Source organism: Leifsonia araucanica (assembly GCF_051161895.1).
Classification (GTDB): domain Bacteria; phylum Actinomycetota; class Actinomycetes; order Actinomycetales; family Microbacteriaceae; genus Leifsonia.
Genome location: NZ_JBMBTW010000002.1, coordinates 812,671 through 830,875, shown reverse-complemented (window position 1 = coordinate 830,875; position 18,205 = coordinate 812,671). Strand labels below are relative to the sequence as shown.

Annotated in this window: 22 protein-coding genes and 1 tRNA gene; 6 read left to right on the top strand and 17 right to left on the bottom strand. The window is 69.7% G+C overall.

Features of this window, described 5'->3' with window-relative positions:
* The 10 genes from ACN6M5_RS03965 to ACN6M5_RS03920 form a co-directional block, all read right to left on the bottom strand.
* Positions 1 to 348 (bottom strand): PRC-barrel domain-containing protein, encoded by a 348-nt coding sequence (locus ACN6M5_RS03965; RefSeq protein ID WP_434948578.1) that lies wholly within the window; start codon positions 346 to 348, stop codon positions 1 to 3.
* Complete coding sequence (locus ACN6M5_RS03960; protein WP_434948577.1) at positions 335 to 736, bottom strand: hypothetical protein; 402 nt, start codon at positions 734 to 736, stop codon at positions 335 to 337. Before ACN6M5_RS03960 ends, ACN6M5_RS03965 begins: the two co-directional genes overlap by 14 nt.
* On the bottom strand, positions 733 to 1,962 hold the full coding sequence (locus ACN6M5_RS03955) for an NRAMP family divalent metal transporter (RefSeq protein WP_434948576.1): 1,230 nt from the start codon (positions 1,960 to 1,962) through the stop codon (positions 733 to 735). The genes ACN6M5_RS03960 and ACN6M5_RS03955 overlap by 4 nt, the downstream gene beginning before the upstream one ends.
* A complete protein-coding gene (locus ACN6M5_RS03950; protein ID WP_434948575.1) occupies positions 1,959 to 2,399 on the bottom strand; it encodes a hypothetical protein in 441 nt (146 codons plus the stop codon). Before ACN6M5_RS03950 ends, ACN6M5_RS03955 begins: the two co-directional genes overlap by 4 nt.
* A gap of 47 nt (positions 2,400 to 2,446) precedes the next feature.
* Complete coding sequence (locus tag ACN6M5_RS03945) at positions 2,447 to 3,340, bottom strand: alpha/beta fold hydrolase (protein ID WP_434948574.1); 894 nt, start codon at positions 3,338 to 3,340, stop codon at positions 2,447 to 2,449.
* 5 nt (positions 3,341 to 3,345) lie between these two features.
* Positions 3,346 to 3,591 carry a hypothetical protein gene (locus ACN6M5_RS03940; protein WP_434948573.1) on the bottom strand — a complete coding sequence of 82 codons (246 nt, stop codon included), beginning with the start codon at positions 3,589 to 3,591 and terminating at the stop codon, positions 3,346 to 3,348.
* Positions 3,592 to 3,623: 32 nt separating this feature from the next.
* Positions 3,624 to 3,986: a hypothetical protein gene (locus ACN6M5_RS03935; protein ID WP_434948572.1), complete on the bottom strand. Its 363-nt coding sequence runs from the start codon at positions 3,984 to 3,986 to the stop codon at positions 3,624 to 3,626.
* A 171-nt stretch (positions 3,987 to 4,157) separates the two neighbouring features.
* Positions 4,158 to 5,165 (bottom strand): prenyltransferase/squalene oxidase repeat-containing protein, encoded by a 1,008-nt coding sequence (locus tag ACN6M5_RS03930; RefSeq protein WP_434948571.1) that lies wholly within the window; start codon positions 5,163 to 5,165, stop codon positions 4,158 to 4,160.
* 25 nt (positions 5,166 to 5,190) lie between these two features.
* Positions 5,191 to 5,442: a hypothetical protein gene (locus tag ACN6M5_RS03925; protein WP_434948570.1), complete on the bottom strand. Its 252-nt coding sequence runs from the start codon at positions 5,440 to 5,442 to the stop codon at positions 5,191 to 5,193.
* A gap of 47 nt (positions 5,443 to 5,489) precedes the next feature.
* Positions 5,490 to 5,942, bottom strand: coding sequence for a MarR family winged helix-turn-helix transcriptional regulator (locus ACN6M5_RS03920; RefSeq protein WP_434948569.1), 453 nt, complete (start codon positions 5,940 to 5,942; stop codon positions 5,490 to 5,492).
* A gap of 73 nt (positions 5,943 to 6,015) precedes the next feature.
* Here ACN6M5_RS03920 and ACN6M5_RS03915 point away from each other — a divergent pair, with 73 nt between their 5' ends.
* Positions 6,016 to 6,975: a zinc-binding dehydrogenase gene (locus tag ACN6M5_RS03915; RefSeq protein WP_434948568.1), complete on the top strand. Its 960-nt coding sequence runs from the start codon at positions 6,016 to 6,018 to the stop codon at positions 6,973 to 6,975.
* Between the two features lie 106 nt (positions 6,976 to 7,081).
* Here the strand turns inward: ACN6M5_RS03915 and ACN6M5_RS03910 are convergent, their stop codons facing one another.
* The 7 genes from ACN6M5_RS03910 to ACN6M5_RS03880 form a co-directional block, all read right to left on the bottom strand.
* A complete protein-coding gene (locus ACN6M5_RS03910) occupies positions 7,082 to 7,633 on the bottom strand; it encodes an isochorismatase family protein (RefSeq protein ID WP_434948567.1) in 552 nt (183 codons plus the stop codon).
* A gap of 80 nt (positions 7,634 to 7,713) precedes the next feature.
* Positions 7,714 to 8,334, bottom strand: coding sequence for a universal stress protein (locus tag ACN6M5_RS03905; protein ID WP_434948566.1), 621 nt, complete (start codon positions 8,332 to 8,334; stop codon positions 7,714 to 7,716).
* A 68-nt stretch (positions 8,335 to 8,402) separates the two neighbouring features.
* Positions 8,403 to 8,831: a VOC family protein gene (locus ACN6M5_RS03900; RefSeq protein ID WP_085370828.1), complete on the bottom strand. Its 429-nt coding sequence runs from the start codon at positions 8,829 to 8,831 to the stop codon at positions 8,403 to 8,405.
* 132 nt (positions 8,832 to 8,963) lie between these two features.
* A complete protein-coding gene (locus tag ACN6M5_RS03895) occupies positions 8,964 to 10,031 on the bottom strand; it encodes a zinc-ribbon domain-containing protein (RefSeq protein ID WP_434948565.1) in 1,068 nt (355 codons plus the stop codon).
* Between the two features lie 45 nt (positions 10,032 to 10,076).
* A complete protein-coding gene (locus ACN6M5_RS03890; RefSeq protein ID WP_434948564.1) occupies positions 10,077 to 10,859 on the bottom strand; it encodes a phosphatidylethanolamine N-methyltransferase family domain-containing protein in 783 nt (260 codons plus the stop codon).
* 207 nt (positions 10,860 to 11,066) lie between these two features.
* Positions 11,067 to 11,139 (bottom strand) — tRNA-Val (locus tag ACN6M5_RS03885).
* Between the two features lie 14 nt (positions 11,140 to 11,153).
* Complete coding sequence (locus tag ACN6M5_RS03880; RefSeq protein ID WP_085370831.1) at positions 11,154 to 11,627, bottom strand: peroxiredoxin; 474 nt, start codon at positions 11,625 to 11,627, stop codon at positions 11,154 to 11,156.
* Between the two features lie 203 nt (positions 11,628 to 11,830).
* On the opposite strand from ACN6M5_RS03880, the gene aceE reads away from it, so the two are divergent.
* The 5 genes from aceE (at position 11,831) to ACN6M5_RS03855 (ending at position 18,113) form a co-directional block, all read left to right on the top strand.
* The gene (aceE, locus tag ACN6M5_RS03875) at positions 11,831 to 14,557 is read left to right on the top strand and encodes a pyruvate dehydrogenase (acetyl-transferring), homodimeric type (protein WP_085370832.1); all 2,727 of its coding nucleotides are present in this window, start codon (positions 11,831 to 11,833) and stop codon (positions 14,555 to 14,557) included.
* A 32-nt stretch (positions 14,558 to 14,589) separates the two neighbouring features.
* Positions 14,590 to 15,798 (top strand): PucR family transcriptional regulator, encoded by a 1,209-nt coding sequence (locus ACN6M5_RS03870; protein ID WP_085370833.1) that lies wholly within the window; start codon positions 14,590 to 14,592, stop codon positions 15,796 to 15,798.
* Between the two features lie 89 nt (positions 15,799 to 15,887).
* Entirely contained in the window at positions 15,888 to 16,808 is a 921-nt protein-coding gene (locus tag ACN6M5_RS03865) for an ACP S-malonyltransferase (protein ID WP_434948563.1), read from the top strand.
* A 9-nt stretch (positions 16,809 to 16,817) separates the two neighbouring features.
* Positions 16,818 to 17,822: a beta-ketoacyl-ACP synthase III gene (locus ACN6M5_RS03860; RefSeq protein WP_085370835.1), complete on the top strand. Its 1,005-nt coding sequence runs from the start codon at positions 16,818 to 16,820 to the stop codon at positions 17,820 to 17,822.
* Between the two features lie 42 nt (positions 17,823 to 17,864).
* The gene (locus ACN6M5_RS03855; protein ID WP_055893767.1) at positions 17,865 to 18,113 is read left to right on the top strand and encodes an acyl carrier protein; all 249 of its coding nucleotides are present in this window, start codon (positions 17,865 to 17,867) and stop codon (positions 18,111 to 18,113) included.
* Positions 18,114 to 18,205 lie beyond the last annotated feature (92 nt).

Below are 18,205 nucleotides of genomic sequence, written 5' to 3'. Positions count from 1 at the left end.
TCACCCCGCCGGCGTGCTCGCCAGTCCGGGCGCGTAGCGCCGGTAGCCCGGCCGCAACCTGATCGCGGTCGGCGACAGCCGCTCGACGTCCTCCCAGCGCACGAGGAAAGCCCCGCGGTGCCGCCAGGCCAGGAAGTGCGCGATCAGCCACGGCGAGCGTTCATCGGTGCGCTCGTAGCCGAGGAACGACGAACCGGAGTGCGCGCTCACGATGAACCCGTCGAGCCGCGCGTCCGACAACAGCTGCCGAGGCGTCCCGTCGACCACGAACCGCGCGTCGATCACCCGGCCGAGCCGCTGCCCGTCCGCGTCGAACACAGGCGTCTGCATCAGGTCACTCAGGATCATGGCGTCCTCCCGGGATGCGGGCGACGATGTGATCGCGCGCCCAGCGTTCCACCCACGTCACGTCGAGCTGCTCGCCCGGCACCCCGAGCGACACCACGATGTCCACCCTGGCCACGTCCGACCACGGGATGCGGTGCAGCCGGGAGCGCGGCGGCCGCCCGCCGAACATCCTGGTCCACAGCGCCGACCCGCTGACCAGCGCGGTGATCACCGGCGGCGGGCTGCCGGGCTCGATCGGCTGGTCGTATGGGATGTCGGTGAGTTCCAGGTCGTCGACCGTCACCACCGGCACGTCGTCCCTGTCGAGGATCTGCCGGTCGAGGAGGTGGAGTTCCGCATCCAGCACCTGCCCCGCGTACGAGACGGCCGGTTCGAGTTCGTCGGTCATGCGCCCATTCCCGTCACGATCATCAGGGGGATGGCGGCGATGGATGCGATCAGGATGATCACGAGGTACACCAGCGCGAACGCATTGGTCACCTTCCCGTTCACCGACTCCCCCATGTATTGCTTGTCATTGGCCACGACCAGGATCGGCAGGTAGGTCAGCGGCAGGGCGATGGCGGAGAACACCACGGAGAACTCCGTGACCGCCACCGGGTCGACGCCGGTGGCGAGCACGGCGATCCCCACCAGCAGCGCCACGATCATCGTGAGGTGGAACCGCGCCGCCTGTGCAGGCCGCCGGAACTTGCCCCACGACCAGCCGAAGAACTGCGCCAACGTGTAGCCGCTGGAGAGCGTCGTCTCCAGCGCGGCGCCGAACGTCGCCGCGACCATGCCGACGATGACGAACGCGAGAGCGAGCTTGCCTCCCGCCTCCGCCACCGGAAGCGCCACCTGTGCGAGCGAGGTCACCTCGATCCCGCGCGGCAGCAGGACGATCGCGGCGCAGGCGGCGATCGCGAGCGACAGCACACCGCCGAGCGGGAAGCCGACGAGCACGTTGATGCGCGACTGCGCGATGTCCTTCTTCTTCCACTTCTCCTCCACCGCCCCGGAGGAGAAGAAGAACACCTCGTACGGCGTCATCGCCGCGCCGAACAGGGCGATGGCGTAGTACCAGTACGTCGCGCCGTGCTCGCTGGCCGGGACGTGCGGCGCGATGGCCTGCCCGGCGAGCACGGCCCAGTTCGGGTGCAACAGGAACACGGCGACGGCGAACACGATCAGCGTCAGCCCGAGGAGGCCCGTGACGTTCTCGAGCAGGGAGAACTTCGCGCGCCAGACCACCAGCCAGACGGCGAACGCCGCCACCGGGATCCACAGGGTCGGCTCGATGCTGCTCGCCAGCTGCAACGACAGGGCGATGCCGCCGACCTCGGCGGTGAGGGTCAGCAGGTTGATGAGGAACGACGCCGTCAGGTTGGCGAGCCCCGTGCGCGGCCCGAGCCGCTCCCGGATGATCTCGAACGTCGCCCGCCCGCTGACCGCAGCGACCCGCCCGGACATCTGCGCGAACAGGCAGATCCCGACCACGCCGACGACCACCACCCAGGCCAGGGACATCCCGAACCGGGATCCGACGACGGCGTTGGTGACGAGATCCCCGATGTCGAGGAAGCCGCCGATGGCGGTGAGGACGCCGAGCATCACCCCGAGCAGGCGCTTCACTGCTGCTTCTCCGCCCGTTCGAGCCGGTCGGCGAGCTTCGTCAGCGTGGCGGCCGTGCTGCGCAGGGCCGGCACGGCGCGTCCGGCGTCGGCCGCGACCGAGCGCTGTGCGGCGAGCACGGCGTCCGTCGCATCCCGGATCGCGCGCAGTGTGCTCTTCTGCTCCGCGGTCTCAGCCGATGTCGCCGCCTGGAGCTCCGTCGCCGCCTGCTCGGCAGCGCCGAGCTCGGTGATCGCGTCGCCGAGCGCCGTCTGCGTGGTGGTCAGGAACGTGCCGTCGTCGCGCTGCTGGATCATCGCCAGCTGCGCCGTCTCGGCCGCCGAACGCGCGTCGGAGGCGGCCTGCCGCAACGACGACGTGGTGCTCGCGCATCCCGTGAAGCCGGCGATGGCCACGAGTGCGACGGCGATGCCTGCAGGGAGTCGCGCGCTTTTCACGACCCGCACTGTATCCCCCTGCGCGTTCCCTGGGTAGGGGCTGAGTGCTAAACGCCCGGACGGTCGGACAGGAACCCGGCCAGCGCCGCGCTCAGCTCGACCGGACGCTCCTCGGCGACATGGTGACCGGAGTCGATCGCCCAGCCGCGCACGTCGGTCGCCCAGTCGCGCCAGATCGCGAGCGGGTCGCCGAACAGTTGCTCCAGGTCGTCGCGCGCCGACCACAGCACGAGCAGCGGCTGCTCGATCTTCCTTCCCGCCGCTCGGTCGGCCGTCTCGTCGGCGCGGTCGACGGTGAGGCCGGCGCGGTAGTCCTCCAGCATCGCGCGCACCACGTTCGGCCGACGCACTGCTTCCCGCCACTCAGCGTGGTTCTCCGCACCCATCGCCTCTGGATCGCCGTGGTACCAGCTGTCGGGATCGGCCAGGATCACCCGCTCCGGCGTGCCGGGCTGCGCGAAGAAGAACCAGTGCCACCAGGCTGTCGCGAACTCCGGGGTGATCCGCTCCAGATGCTCCACGATCGGGATGCAGTCCAGCAGTGCCATCCTGGTGACCCGCTCCGGGTGGTCCATCGCCATCCGGAACGCCACGTAGCTGCCCCGGTCGTGACCGACCACCGCGAAGCGTTCGTGCCCGAGCGCATCCATCGCCGCCAGCAGGCGCTCGGCCGTCGCCCGCTTTGAGTGCGGGGCGTGGCCGGGCTGAGGGTCGGGGGCCGTGGAGGCGCCGTAGCCCGGCAGATCGGGGACCACCACGGTGAAGCCGGCCTCCACCAGGCGGGGCGCCACCCGATACCAGGTCGAGCCGGTGCGCGGGTGGCCGTGCAGGAGCAGGACCGGCGGGCCCGTGCCCGCGTGGCGCACGTGCACGACGGTGGGGCCGTCATCGACGCCGTCGGGGTCGACCGGGATGTCGTCGACCTCGAAACCCGGGAACATCCGGCTTAGAGCTGGTCGTCGCCGAGTGGCTCGGCGGCGATGTCGTCGGTGCCCGCGTCGAGGTCGTCCGCCCCCGCGTCGTCCCTGCGCGGCTCGAACACGCCGTCCGCGTCGTACGGCTCCCGCGGGTCGAGCAGTTCGTCGGCGTCCTCGGTCTCTCCGGTGTCGGTGATGTCTCCGGTGTCGGTGGGTGCCGTGTCGAGGGGCTCCCCCGACGGGCTCTCCGGTGCTGTCTCGCGTGCGTCGCTCATGATCGTGCTCCTTCGCCTGTCGATCCTGCTCACTACTTGTCTGCGGACTCTTTGCGGTCGATGCCGCCGAGCAGCTCCTTCAACGCGTTCTCGATGCTGGCGTGGTCGTACTGCCCTGCCCTGCTCTCGCCGGAGATGACGGCGCAGCGGTGCAGTTTCCTGAAGTCGCCGTACGGGAACGAGTACCTGCCCTTCGTGCCCTCGGTCTTGGAGGTGTCCTCGCCCAGATGCCACTGTGCGTACTCGGCGATCCCGTGCTTCTCGATGAACGCGTTCTCCTCGTCGGCCGACGGGGCGTGCTCGCTCCAGTCGTCCCGCTCGTCGGCCACCAGTTCGCCGCGGCGCAGCAGGCCGCGCGCGTGCGTGAGCGCCTTCTCGTTGAGCTGAATCGTCACTGCGTTCTCCCTCATCTCTCGCCCGGCCGCCGACATGCGGTGCAACGGCGACCGTGCGGTCGGGGCACGGTCGCCGCCGGAGCCGGGGGTGCGGTATCGTCGGCCGCCCCTGTCGTCGGATCGACCCGCCATCCGGCTCGCCGATCACCGTGCCCCCAGGACGACGCGCCGTCAATCCCCTGGCGAGGCCGATCCGCGGGTGCCTGCTGCGGCCCCATCCCACCAGTCCAGCACGCGCATGGCGTGGAAGGTCAGCCATTTCGACGGTTCGCCAGGAGCCGCGTCGATCTCGAACCACACCCTGCCAGGATGCCGGTACCCCTGCAGCCAGGTCCCCTCCGGGGTGCGGGATGCGCGGATCAACTCCACGGCCTCGGCCAGCCGCGGGTCGGGCGGGGTGTCGTCGTGCAGGGCGGCGGCGCGGAAGTAGTCCGCGGCGTGCAGGGCGCTGTACTTCCAGCGGAACGGGTACGCGAACCTGGCCACCCACGGAGCGACCAGCTCGCCCGTCGACTGCTTCCGCAGAAGACGGCGTTCGAGCAGGTACTCCTCTCCGGCGTGCCTGGCCTCGCGGAGTGCGTCGCTGCCTCCGGTTGCGCCTTCGTTATAGAGGAGCCCGTCGAGCGTGTTGAGGGTCGAGTGGAACGAGGACCGCGTCGAGCCTTCCACCCAGTCGCAGTTCCACCCGCCGTCGGCCATCCGGTGCTCGAGGAACCACTGCGCGATCCCCGAGACATCGGCGCCCAGCCAGGCCCCGTTGGCGAGGGTGAACGCGTTGATGCAGCAGTCGACCTCACCGCCCCAGTAGGGCAGGTCCTCGTACTCCCACCGGCTGTTCGCGGCGAGTAGCTCGGCGGTGCCAGCAAGCGCGTCAGCGTCGACACCCCACTCGCGCAGCGCATTCAGACTCCAGGTGGTGGCGGTGTACGGCTGGCCGCCCTCGTCGCGCTCATCCGGATGGTCGAACTCGGCGTCCCCGGGGAAGTACGCGCCACCGGCCCACTGCCCGTCGGCGTCCTGCTCGGCCAGCAGCCGCGCGCCGAACCCCTCGGTGGCGACCCTGGCCCGCGTGGCGGCCCACACCTCCGGCGGGGCGCCGAGCAGATCGCGCTCCACCCGCCAGCGCAACGCAGGATCGGAGTCGAGCATCCAGTCGAGAACAGCGGTGTCCGTGCTCATGCCCAGCAAGGTACACCTGCGGTGGTCACTCTTCTTCGTCGAGGTCGGCGCCGTCGTCCTCGTTCGCCGTCTCCTCGATCCAGTCCACGTCGTCGTCGGCGAGGTAGCTTCCCGGGGGAACGTCCTCGGCCACATCCTCGGCCCCGACCACCTGCACCACGCCGCCCGCCTCCACGATCGACGCGACCAGTGCATCCGGGAGCGCGTCGCCGTTGTTGTCGATGAGCCACTGCCGCTCGGAGGCGCTCAGTCTCCCCCACCACTCCTCGATACCCATGCCCGCAGTCTGCCACCGTCGCCCCAGCGGCGGGAGGGGCGGGATGGTCAGAGCGCGTCCCCGCCGAGCATCCGTTCGATCAGCGAACGCACCTGCTGCTGCTCGTCGGCCGGGAGCGTCGAGGTGTACGGCGTCAGCTCGTTCCTCAGCTCGGCCGTCAGGCGGGAGGACAGGTCGTGCCCGCTGGCCGTGAGGAGCACGTCCACGGCACGTCGGTCGGTGGCGGACGGGGCGCGCTCGACCAGCCCGCGCTTCTCCGCGCGGTCGACCAGTCCGGACAGCGTGGACTTCTCCAGGCCCAGATAGTCGGCGATGGCGGTGATGCGCAGCCGGCGGTCGCGCAGGATGCCGAGCACCCTCAGCTGCGTCAGCGACAGGTCGTTCTCGGCGGCCAGCCTGCTGAGCACCCCCATGGTCCGGTAGGAGAACTGCACGAGGGCATCGACCAGCGCATCCTGGTCGCCAACGCCGCCACCGCTCTCCCGATCCGTCGTCGTCATCGCGCCTCCTTGACATAGGTGGTAATACGAACTAATAATACTTCGTGTTACCAACTATACGACGGAGGTCCCCATGAAAGCAGCACTCGTCTCATCGTTCGACGCACCACCCAGCTACGCCGACGTCCCCGATCCCTCGGCGTCCTCGCCCGACGACCTGGTCGTCGACGTCATCGCCGCCGGGCTGCACCCCCGCGTGCGGTCGCAGGCGGACGGCAGCCACTACACCAGCACCGACGAGCTCCCGCTGATCCCCGGCATCGACGGGGTGGGCCGCGACGCGTCCGGAGCGCTCCACTACTTCGTCCTCGCAGACACCACCGCCGGCTCGATGGCCGAACGCACCGTGATCGATCGCCGCCGCAGCATCGTCCTCGCCCCGGATGCCGACCCGATCGCCGTCGCCGCCGCCATGAACCCCGCGATGTCGTCGTGGCTCGCCCTCCGCAGCCGGATGCGGTTCGAGCCAGGCCAGAGCGTCCTGGTGCTCGGCGCCACCGGAAGCGCGGGCGGACTGGCCGTGCAGCTCGCGAAGCGCCTGGGCGCATCCCGGATCGTCGCGGCCGGACGCGACGCCGCGAAACTTGCGGCCCTCCCCGCCCTCGGCGCCACCGAGGTCATCTCCCTCGATGGCGACCAGGCCGCTATCGCCGACGCCATCGGACGGTCGGCCGGCGAGGTCGACGTGGTCCTCGACTACCTCTGGGGAGAGCCGGCCGCCGCTGCGCTCACGGGCCTGATCACCGCCCGGCCGGACAGAGGCCGCGCCATCACCTGGATCCAGATCGGCTCGGTCGCGGGCAGCACCGCCCCGATCCCGTCCGCCGCCCTGCGCGCCGCGGACCTGCGGATCATCGGCAGCGGCCAAGGCTCCGTCCCGCCCCGCGACATCCTCGCGTCGCTCCCCGAGCTCGCATCCCTCATCACTGCCGGTGCGTTCGACCTGGATGCGGTCGCCGTGCCGCTCTCCGAGGTCACGTCCGCCTGGTCGGACGCCGCGACCACGACGAGGCGCATCGTGCTCACCCCGTGAACCGGCCGGTCGCCCGGCGACCAGCGGTGGATGCTCACGTCACCGATCGACGCCACCGCGTCGCCCGGGCGTGTAACCTCATCGACGATCGAGGCGCGCCCGCGCGTCACGAGAACCGCACCTCCGCCGCATCCACGACCGCGGCCTCGCGCCCCGGAGCCCGGTGGTTCCCCCAGTACAGGTTCGTGTGCGCCACCACCAGGTCGGGCGTCGGCGCGCCCCACTCGCTGAGGTCTTCCGTGGTGTGCGCGTCGCCGACCAGCGTGACGTCGTAGCCGCGGGTGAGGCCGCCATGGATGGTCGACCGGATGCACTCGTCCGTCTGCGAGCCCGTCACGACGATGCGGTCGACGCCCGCATCCGCGAGCACCTGTTCGAGCGCGGTCTCCTCGAACGCGTCGGCGTAGTGCTTCGGCACGAGCGGCTCGCTCTCGGCACGCACCAGCTCCGGGACGTACTGCCAGGCGTCCGTGCCCTCCTCGATGTTCTCATCGGAGTGCTGGATCCACACCACCGGCACCCCCTCGACGCGCGCCCTGTCGACCAGCGACCGGATCGTGCCGACCACCTCGTCCCTCCGGTACGCCCCGCCGATGACGCCGTTCTGCACGTCGATCACCAGCAGTGCTGACGCATCCCGTCCCTCGAGTGTCGACATTGCCGCCCCTTCCCCGAATCCGCCGTCGGCCTTCGTGTCAGACGCTACGCCGGGCCACCGACAGCAGTACCCCGACAGCGCTAGCCCAGCGTCCGCGTCCGCCTGCTCGCGTGCCCGATCGGCACGACCACCACCGACCGATGCTGCGCCCGCGTCAGCTGCACCGCCACCGACCCGGACAGCCACTCCTCCACCGCGTGCCCGAATCCCGACTGGTGCGTTCCGACCACGATCAGCGGAGCATCCACCTCCTCGGCCACCCGCGCGAGCGCCCGCGACGGGTCCCCGGCCAGGATGCGCAGCACCCACCCGTTGCTGAGGCCGCGCCCCATCCCGCCGCCCGACGGTCCTGCACCCGCTGGCCAGCCACCCGGCTCCCCCGCTCCGGACGCCCCCGCCTCCGCCTCACCGGCCGCATCCGCGGCCTCCACCCGGGTGTCCGCCAGCGCATCCGTGATCGCCGCCGCCAGGTCGATGGCCAGCCGCTCGTCGTCCGGTCCGACACTCTCGGGATGCAGCGACGCCTCCCTGCGCAGGTCGGCGCGCTCCCACTCGGTCAGGTAGCTGTCCGGCGTCACGTAGCCGCAGAGCAGAGCCCGGTCGAGGCGCGCGGCCAGCGCGGCGGCCTCCTGCACGACCGCGACCGGCTGTCCCGGGTACACCCCGGCGACGATCGGGCCGGTCATCGTCGACACGCTCATGCCTCATTGTCGCTTCGCCGCCGCGACGGGGCAACCGTGCGGCGGCGGGGCGACCCCGGATGCGCCGGTCAGCCCTGCTGAGCGGGCGCTGACCCTGCGATGTTCACCAGCCAGGACACGCCGAACTTGTCGACCGCCATCCCGAAGCTGTCTCCCCACGGCGCCTTCGAGAGGGGCTCGATGACCGTGCCGCCCTCGATGAGCTTGGCGAAGTATCCGGAGAGCTCGGCTTCGTCGTCGCCGCTCAGCGAGACCGAGATGTTGGAGCCTTCCGCGAGGTCCATGTGCTTCGGCACGTCGGCCACCATCAGCGTGAAACCCGACGGGGTGGTCAGCTGGGAGTGCATGATGAGGTCTTTCTCGTCCGGGTCTGTGCTGACCTGGAACTCGGCGAACGTGCTCCGCTGCACTTCGCCCCCGAACACCGACTGGTAGAAGTCCATCGCCTCGCGCGCCTGGGTGCGGAAGTTGATGTATGGGTTGAGAGTGGAAGCCATGAGCCTTGTCTTTCTGTCGAGTGCGTCCGGCCGCCGAAGGGCCGGTACGGGTTCAGCGTAGCCACGGCCACCGACGTTGCACGAGTGCAGATTTCCCGCTGAATTACTGGCATTTGGCGGGGTGCGCGGCGGTCAGCGCAGATACGCCCCGACGATCAGCTCGCCCCTGATCTCCCCCAGCCGATCCAGGATGCGCTCGACCAGCGCGGCGTTCACCGACCCCGCCAGCAGGTCGTACGGCCCGATCGGCTGCAGCTTGCCGCACCGGATGCGCACCACCTCCCAGCCGGACGCCCGCAGCAGCCTGTCCTTCTTCCTGTCCGTCGCCTCCCGCGGACCGACGTGCTCGAGACCGTGCCGCCCGGTGGTGTCGTATTCGATCGCGACGCGCAGCTCGGGGATGACGATGTCGGGCCAGACCTCCAGGTGCGAGAAGAACGGCCGCGCCACGCGCACGGCGTTCCTGCCGAGGTCCACGTCGAGCCGGTCGGCGATGCGCTGCTTCAGCGCCGGCTCCGCGGCGGAGGCTGGGCGCGGCGCCCACCTGCTCACGAACGCCTCGCCGACGGCCACGGCGTCCGCACCCGCCGCGGCGTGCCGGCACACTGGGCAGCGCCGGCCGCCCAGGATGCGCTCGATGCTCGCCTGGTACACCGGGTGCCCCTTGTCGCACTGCCAGGAGTGCTTCGCCGCCGTGCCGTTCTCCTCCGACACGGCCACCCGCGACCCCGGAGCCGCCAGGGTGACCAGTTCTTCGCGGGTGAGCCGCTCGGTGTCGAGCCTGCGGCAGAGGAAGCAGCGGTCATCGCCCGGCTCGTGCTCGATCCTGCGCGGGTCGCGCGCGTGACCGCAGGCGTGCATCCCGTCGTCGGGCTGCGGCTGCAGGATGCGGCGCGGGGCCGCTCCCTCGGCGCAGGCCGGGCACCACGCCGAGCGCCGTCTGGTGCCGCCCGGCCGGGACCGCTGCTCCTCCGGAGTCGCCACGAAACGGTGCCCGGAGTCGCACTCCCAGAGCAGGTAGACCTCGGCAGCGGGCGGCACCTGGCTGAGCACGATGCCGTGGTTGAGGTCGGGGTGGTACTGCCGGATCAGCATCGGGTACCGCTCCCAGTCGGTGCGGTAGCGGCCGATCGGGTACGGCGTCGCCTCGCCCTTCGACCACTGGCGGCGCGCCCACCACTGCTCGACGCTCTCCGGCACGCCAACTCCCTCCGACGACTGCCGTCAGCGTACGCGGCACCACCGTCAGAGCAGGTACGGGACGATCGCCTTCCGCTCCGGCGGATAGTCGGCGAACGTCTCGCGGTACCAGCGGTGGTTCGCCATCGCCCGCGGTGCGAGGTTCGCGATCGTGTACAGCGCGAACGCCAGCCCGGCCAGCGACCACGTCGCGATCGCCCAGCCCGTCCACTCCACCATCTCGCCCAGGTAGTTCGGGCTGGACACCCAGCGATACCCGCCGCCGTGCGGGATGCGGTAGCCGCCGCCCGCGGCCCCGCCGTCCCGCGCATCCCGGCCCCGCGCATCCCGCAACCGGCGCAGGATGCGGTCGGAGCCGATGTTCAGCGCGAACCCGGCGAGGAACGCGGCCACCCCGATCCAGAACCGCGGGTCGGCCAGCCAGCTGTTCGCGTGCTCCCCGTACTGCGAGATCCAGCGCGCGTTCACCCACGCGTTGAGCAGGTTGAACAGGATGGCCATCGCCACCACGGACACCGGCATCCGCGAGCCCGTCCGCATCAGGAACGGGTAGACGAACGCGCGCTGCACGTAGTGCAGCTGCCAGAGCGCAAGGAACAGCAGCGGCACCAGCTCGGAGCGGTGGTCGCCGAGCAGGAAGAACAGCAGGAAGACGATCGACGCCGGGCTCTCCATCACCACCCAGCCGACCCGCGCCGGCACGGTCGGACCCCATCCGGAGCGGCCGTGACGTCCGTACGGGGCGACGATGAAGCACAGGGCGACGAACGTGACGACGGCGAGGGCGATCTCGGCGTACACGAACCAGCGGTATGGGCCGTCGGGCATGCCGGGAGTCTAGTGGTGGCGCGAGCGGCAGGAGGGGTGGTGGTGGCGAGCCGACCCGATCAGCACGCCACCACCGAACGAAGCCGCTCGGAAGGAGCCAGAAAGCCTCGGTCCTGCAACGGTATGCAGCCGGAATGCGCGCAAAAATCCCTTTCGCGCCGCAGGATCAGCCAGTTTGCGCCAGAGGCGTGCGAGAACAGTGGAGGGTGGGCCCTGCCGGGATCGAACCGACGACATCCACGGTGTAAACGTGGCGCTCTACCAGCTGAGCTAAAGGCCCTTCAACGCGTCAGCCTAGCCGACGTGGGCCGGCAGCAATTCCAGCGCGGCGCGGTACGCCTCGATGGAGCGGGCCTCTCCCGGCGCGGTGATGAACGACGCGCGGATGATGCCGGATTCGTCGATCACGAAGGTCGCCCGGTTGGCGAATCCCTTCTCCTGCAGGAAGACGCCGTACTCCTTGGCGATCTCGCCGTGCGGCCAGAAGTCGGCCAGCAGAGCGAAGTCGTAGTCTTCCTGCTCTGCCCACGCGCGCAGCGTGTACTTCGAGTCGACCGAGATGCCGATGAGCTCGACGGCGTGGTCCTTGAACAGGTTGAGGTTGTCGCGGAGCGCGCACAGTTCTCCGGTGCACGTTCCGGAGAACGCGAGGGGGAAGAAGACGAGCGCTACCGCCTTCTTTCCGCGGAAGTCGCTGAGTCTGACCGTCTCGCCGTACTGGTTGACGAGTTCGAAGTCGGGTGCCTGGGTGTCGTTCTCCAGAGCCATGGTGTGTCCTTTCACGCTCGCGGCCCGGAATGCCGCGCACGCACGAGGACACAGCTTAGACCTCGTGCCCGTGGAGTCAAATGGCACGGTCACCGGGAGGCTCGGAGTGAGGCTAGGCTGGCAGATGGTGCCATCGCCCTTGTTGTGACCCGACAGCGATCAGCTCCGTCTACCATCTATCCGACACAAGAAAGAGGTCGAGGGTGACTGTAAACGACCAGGACCCGTACTCGGTGAATCACATCGATTCGGACCCGGAGGAGACCGCCGAATGGCAGGAATCCCTCGACGCACTGGTTGCGGCCCATGGCCACGAGCGCGCTCGTGAGATCATGCTGAGCCTGCTCAAGCGCTCCAAAGAACTGCAGCTCGGTGTTCCGATGGTCCCGACAACGGACTACATCAACACCATCTCCCCCGAGAACGAGCCGGAATTCCCCGGCGACGAGGAGATCGAGCGCAAGTACCGTGCCTGGATCCGCTGGAACGCGGCCGTCATGGTGCACCGCGCACAGCGCCCCGGCATCGCCGTCGGCGGCCACCTCTCGAGCTACGCGTCCAGCGCGACGCTCTACGAGATCGGCTTCAACCACTTCTTCCGTGGCCAGGACCACCCGGGTGGAGGAGACCAGGTCTTCTTCCAGGGTCACGCCTCCCCCGGCCCGTACGCGCGCGCCTTCCTCGAAGGCCGCCTCAGCGCCGACCAGCTCGACGGCTTCCGCCAGGAGAAGTCGCACGCGGGCGGCGGACTGTCCTCGTACCCGCACCCGCGCCTCATGCCGGAGTTCTGGCAGTTCCCGACCGTGTCGATGGGTCTCGGACCGATCAACGCGATCTACCAGGCGCAGCTCAACAAGTACCTCACCAACCGCGGCATCAAGGACGCGAGCGACCAGCACGTCTGGGCGTTCCTCGGCGACGGCGAGATGGACGAGGTCGAGAGCCGCGGTCAGCTGCAGGTCGCTGCGAACGAGAAGCTCGACAACCTGACGTTCGTCGTCAACGCCAACCTGCAGCGCCTCGACGGCCCTGTGCGCGGCAACGGCAAGATCATCCAGGAGCTCGAGAGCTACTTCCGTGGAGCAGGCTGGAACGTCATCAAGGTGATCTGGGGCCGCGAGTGGGACGACCTGCTCGCCCGCGACACCGACGGCGCGCTGGTCAACCTGATGAACCAGACCCCGGATGGCGACTACCAGACGTACAAGACGGAGAACGGCGCATACGTGCGCGAGAACTTCTTCGGCCGCGACCCGCGCACGCTGGAGCTCGTCAAGGACTACACCGACGACCAGGTGTGGGGCCTCAAGCGCGGCGGCCACGACTACCGCAAGGTCTACGCCGCGTTCAAGGCGGCCACCGAGCACAAGGGCCAGCCCACCGTCATCATCGCCAAGACCATCAAGGGCTACGGCCTCGGTCCGAGCTTCGAGGGCCGCAACGCGACCCACCAGATGAAGAAGATGACGCTCGACAACCTGAAGACGTTCCGCGACGCCATGCGCATCCCGGTGACGGATGCGCAGCTCGAGGAGAACCCGTACCTCCCGCCGTACTACAACCCCGGCGCGGACGACGAGGCCATCCAGTACCTGCATGACCGCCGCCGCGCGCTCGGCGGCTACGTCCCTGAGCGTCGCAGCAAGTACACGCAGCTCAACCTCCCGGACGACTCGGCGTACGCCATCTCCAAGAAGGGCTCAGGCACGCAGGAGATCGCCACCACCATGGCGTTCGTCCGTCTGCTGAAGGACCTGCTGCGGTCGAAGGACTTCGGTCACCGCATCGTCCCGATCATCCCGGATGAGGCACGCACCTTCGGCATGGACGCGTTCTTCCCGAACGCGAAGATCTACAACCCGAACGGCCAGCACTACACCTCGGTCGACCGTGAGCTGCTCCTGGCGTACAAGGAGAGCCCGCAGGGTCAGATCATCCACGTCGGCATCAACGAGGCGGGCGCACTCGCGGCGTTCACCAACGTCGGCACGTCGTACGCCACGCAGGGTGAGCCGCTCATCCCGGTGTACGTCTTCTACTCGATGTTCGGCTTCCAGCGCACCGGCGACGCCATGTGGGCAGCAGGCGACCAGATGGCGCGCGGGTTCATGATCGGCGCGACCGCCGGCCGCACCACGCTGACCGGCGAGGGCCTGCAGCACGCGGACGGCCACTCGCTCGTCCTCTCGAACACGAACCCGGCGGTCGTCTCGTACGACCCGGCGTACGGCTACGAGATCGGCCACATCGTCCGCAGCGGTCTGGAGCGGATGTACGGAGGGAACCACCCGGATCCCAACGTCATGTATTACCTCACGGTGTACAACGAGCCGATCGTGCAGCCGGCGGAGCCGGAGGGCGTCGACGCCGACGGGATCGTGCGGGGCATCCACCGCCTGCGCGCGTCCGACGTGGCCGGCCCCAAGGCGCAGCTGCTCGCATCCGGTGTCGCCGTGCCGTGGGCGCTCGAGGCCCAGCACCTGCTCGCGCAGGACTGGGGCGTGTCCGCCGACGTCTGGTCCGTCACCTCGTGGTCGGAGCTGCGCCGCGACGGCCTGGCAGCGGAGGAGCACAACTTCCTCTACCCGCAGCAGGAGAAGCAGGTGCCGTACGTCACCCGCAAGCTGCAGGATGCCGACGGCCCGTTCGTCGCCGTGACCGACTTCATGCACGCGGTCCCCGACCAGATCAGGCAGTTCGTCCCCGGCGAGTACGCGACGCTCGGTGCAGACGGTTTCGGCTTCTCCGACACCCGTCCCGCCGCGCGCCGGTTCTTCAAGATCGACGGCCCGTCGATGGTCGTCCGGACCCTGGAGCTGCTTGCGGCCCGCGGTCAGGTCGACCCGAACGCTCCGGCGTGGGCGATCGAGAAGTACCTGCTGCACGACGTCAACGCGGGCACCACCGGCAGCGCCGGCGGCGAGAGCTGACGCCGGGCACCGTGCCGAAGACGCCGGATCGGGTGCCGGGCAAGCCCGCGGAGAGGTCGAAGGCCGACACGCTGGCCTGGCTGCGCAAGATCTCCGGCGAACTCGCCACCGCAACGCTGAAGCGCCTCGAGGACACCCTGCCGTGGTACCGCGACATGCCTCCGGGCAGGCGGTCCGCGGTGGGCCTCGTGGCGCAGGCAGGCATCTCGTCGTTCATCTCCTGGTTCGACGATCCGCGGTCGACGCCGTGGATCGCCGCAGACGTCTTCGGGGCGGCTCCTCGTGAGCTGCTCCGGAGCGTCAGCCTGCAGCAGACGCTGCAGCTGATCAAGGTGACGGTCGAGGTCGTCGAAGACCGCGTGAAGAACGGCGGGGAGGCTCTCCGCGAGGCGATCCTGCTCTACTCGCGCGAGATCGCGTTCGGAGCGGCGGACGTCTACGCCCGCGCCGCCGAGGCACGCGGGCTGTGGGATGCGCGCCTGGAGGCCCTGGTGGTCGACAGCATCCTGACCGGCGAGTACGACGACGAGCTGCCCAGCAGGATCGCCGCGCTCGGCTGGCACGGCCACGGCGAGGTCAGCGTGCTCGTCGGTACAGCGCCGAAGCTCCTCGACGTCGACCAGCTGCGCCGCACGGCGCGGCACATGTCGGCGGACGTGCTGATCGGTGTGCAGGGCAGCAGGCTGGTGCTCGTGATCGGGCGCGCCTGGCCGAGCGCCTCCACCCCGGACGACGCCATCGGGGCCACCCCGGTCGTCGGCTTCCTCGAGATCGCACAGCAGCTGGAGCCCGGCTTCGGTGCAGGGCACCTGGTGCTCGGCCACGAGGTCCCGAGCCTGGTGGATGCGTCGAAGAGTGCGAAGGCGGCCCTCGCCGGTTTCGCGGTAGCACGCGCCTGGCGCAACTGCCCGCGTCCCGTGCACGCGGACGACCTGCTGCCGGAGCGAGCCCTGGCGGGCGACGGGCTCGCGCGAGCGACCCTGATCAACCGCATCTACCGGCCGCTGCAGGCGCATTCGACCGAGCTGCTGACCACCCTCTGGTGCTACCTCGACAACGGACGGTCCCTGGAGGCGACGGCGCGCGAGCTGTTCGTGCATCCCAACACGGTCCGCTACCGGTTGAAGCGCGTCTCCGAGGTCATCGGCTGGGACGCCACGGGGGCGCGCGAGGCGCTCATTCTGCAGGCGGCGCTCATCGTCGGCTCCATCAACGAACCGGATGCGCCCCGCCGCGCCTGACCGGCTTGTCGCGTTCGAACAAACGTTTCCAAGATACTTAGTACCTCCTCGACACATCCGCCGCGCGGAAGATTGGCAGACTGGAACCCGTGATCGTCATCGTGTGCCCTGGGCAGGGCTCCCAAACCCCTGGATTCCTCGACCCCTGGCTCACCGAGCCGCGGTTCCGCGACCAGCTGACCGGCATCTCCGACGCCGTCGGCATCGACCTGGTCGCGCACGGAACGGTCAGCGACGCAGACACGATCCGCGACACGGCCGTGGCGCAGCCGCTCATCGTGTCGGCGGGCCTCCTCACTCTGTCCGCGCTCTTCGCCGACGGCCGCCGTGACCGCATCGGCGGCATCGCCGGTCACTCGGTCGGTGAGCTGACGGCTGCGGCAGGCGCGGGCGTGCTCAGCGAGACGGACGCCGTCGCGTTCGTCCGCGAGCGCGGAGCCGCGATGGCCGCGGCCGCCGCGCAGACGCCCACCGGCATGAGCGCCGTGATCGGCGCCGATGAGACCGAGCTGCTCGCGAAGCTCGACGAGCTCGGCCTCTCCCCCGCCAACTACAACGGCGGCGGCCAGATCGTCGTCGCCGGTGCACTGGATGCACTCGCGGCCCTCTCCGAGAACCCTCCCGCCCGCGCACGGGTCATCCCGCTGCAGGTCGCCGGCGCGTTCCACACCCGCTACATGGCCCCGGCCGTCCCCGCCCTCGAGGAGTTCGCGGCCACCCTGGCGACGAGCGACCCCACCCTCCCGCTCTGGACCAACAAGGACGGCTCGCTCGTCTCCTCCGGCGCCGAGTTCCTGCGCCTGCTGGTCGGCCAGGTCTCCTCCCCCGTGCGCTGGGATCTCTGCATGGAGGCGTTCCAGGCCGCCGGTGTGACGGGTATCGTCGAGGTGGCCCCGGCCGGCGCTCTCGTCGGCCTCGCCAAGCGCGGACTGAAGGGCATCCCGAGCGTCGCCGTCAAGACGCCGGACGACCTGCCCGCCGCGTTCGAGCTCATCGACCAGGCCGCCTAGGAGACGCAGATGACCAAGCCAACCCTGCAGCAGGCCCACGGCCCGCAGTACACCCGCATCCTGTCGATCGGCGCAGCACGCGGCGACCTCGTCGTGCCGAACGACGACCTGGTCGGCCCGATCAACTCCTCCGACGAGTGGATCAGGCAGCGCACCGGCATCGTGACCCGCACCAGGGCGAGCCACGACGTGCTCGCCGTCGATCTCGCGACCGAGGCGTCGAAGGAGGCGATCACCGCATCCGGTGTCGACCCCGCGCTGATCGACCTCGTGATCGTCGCCACCATCAGCAACGCCCGCCAGACGCCGTCGCTCGCCGCTGTGCTCGCCGACCGGGTCGGTGCCAACCCGGCCGCCGCGTACGACATGAACGCCGCGTGCGCCGGATACGCGTACGCCGTCGCGCAGGCGGACGCCCTCATCCGCACCGGGGTCGCCCACTACGCCCTCGTCGTCGGCGCTGAGAAGCTCTCCGACGTCGTCGACCCGACCGACCGCACCATCTCGTTCCTCCTCGGGGACGGGGCGGGCGCCGTGGTCATCGGCCCGAGCGAGTACCCGGGCATCTCGAAGACCATCTGGGGCTCCGACGGCTCGAAGGCCGACGCGGTCGGCATGGACGGCACCCTGGTCGAGTTCCGCGACGGCGAGAAGCCGTGGCCGACCCTCCGCCAGGAAGGTCAGACGGTCTTCCGCTGGGCGGTCTGGGAGATGGCCAAGGTCGCAAAGCAGGCCCTGGATGCCGCGGGCGTCACCCCGGACCAGCTCGCCGCATTCATCCCCCACCAGGCCAACATGCGCATCGTCGACGAGTTCGCCAAGCAGCTCAAGCTGCCGGAGACCGTCGCCATCGCGCGTGACATCGAGACGACCGGGAACACCTCGGCCGCCTCCATCCCGCTGGCGACCCACCGGTTGCTGCAGGAGAATCCCGAGCTGTCCGGTGGACTGGCATTGCAGATCGGCTTCGGCGCGGGCCTCGTGTTCGGCGCACAGGTCGTCGTGCTGCCCTAAACTGTTCAACGGTCAAACGACACCCCTCAAGGAGAAAACACCATGGCATTGTCCACCGAAGAAGTTCTCGCCGGCCTGGCCGAGCTCATCAACGACGAGACCGGCATCGCGACCGACACTGTCGAGCTGGGCAAGTCGTTCACCGACGACCTCGACATCGACTCCATCTCGATGATGACCATCGTGGTCAACGCCGAGGACAAGTTCGACGTCAAGATCCCGGACGAAGAGGTCAAGAACCTCAAGACCGTCGGCGACGCCGTCGAGTTCATCGTCAAGGCTCAGGCCTAAACCCCGCACGAGAAACGTCCTTCGCGGTCGGGACCGGCCCGGCATCCCCGGTGTCCGGTCCCCCGCGGTTGGCCGCGCCACGAGCGCGTGCC

Coding starts and splice junctions, on each gene's coding strand:
- ACN6M5_RS03915 (WP_434948568.1), top strand. CDS start 6,016: ATGAAAGCAGCACTCGTCTCATCGTTCGACGCACCACCCAGCTACGCC.
- ACN6M5_RS03945 (WP_434948574.1), bottom strand. CDS start 3,340: ATGTTCCCGGGTTTCGAGGTCGACGACATCCCGGTCGACCCCGACGGC.
- ACN6M5_RS03880 (WP_085370831.1), bottom strand. CDS start 11,627: ATGGCTCTGGAGAACGACACCCAGGCACCCGACTTCGAACTCGTCAAC.
- ACN6M5_RS03930 (WP_434948571.1), bottom strand. CDS start 5,165: ATGAGCACGGACACCGCTGTTCTCGACTGGATGCTCGACTCCGATCCT.
- ACN6M5_RS03890 (WP_434948564.1), bottom strand. CDS start 10,859: ATGCCCGACGGCCCATACCGCTGGTTCGTGTACGCCGAGATCGCCCTC.
- ACN6M5_RS03960 (WP_434948577.1), bottom strand. CDS start 736: ATGACCGACGAACTCGAACCGGCCGTCTCGTACGCGGGGCAGGTGCTG.
- ACN6M5_RS03920 (WP_434948569.1), bottom strand. CDS start 5,942: ATGACGACGACGGATCGGGAGAGCGGTGGCGGCGTTGGCGACCAGGAT.
- ACN6M5_RS03855 (WP_055893767.1), top strand. CDS start 17,865: ATGGCATTGTCCACCGAAGAAGTTCTCGCCGGCCTGGCCGAGCTCATC.
- ACN6M5_RS03900 (WP_085370828.1), bottom strand. CDS start 8,831: ATGGCTTCCACTCTCAACCCATACATCAACTTCCGCACCCAGGCGCGC.
- ACN6M5_RS03925 (WP_434948570.1), bottom strand. CDS start 5,442: ATGGGTATCGAGGAGTGGTGGGGGAGACTGAGCGCCTCCGAGCGGCAG.
- ACN6M5_RS03940 (WP_434948573.1), bottom strand. CDS start 3,591: ATGAGCGACGCACGCGAGACAGCACCGGAGAGCCCGTCGGGGGAGCCC.
- ACN6M5_RS03965 (WP_434948578.1), bottom strand. CDS start 348: ATGATCCTGAGTGACCTGATGCAGACGCCTGTGTTCGACGCGGACGGG.
- ACN6M5_RS03905 (WP_434948566.1), bottom strand. CDS start 8,334: ATGAGCGTGTCGACGATGACCGGCCCGATCGTCGCCGGGGTGTACCCG.
- ACN6M5_RS03860 (WP_085370835.1), top strand. CDS start 16,818: ATGACCAAGCCAACCCTGCAGCAGGCCCACGGCCCGCAGTACACCCGC.
- ACN6M5_RS03910 (WP_434948567.1), bottom strand. CDS start 7,633: ATGTCGACACTCGAGGGACGGGATGCGTCAGCACTGCTGGTGATCGAC.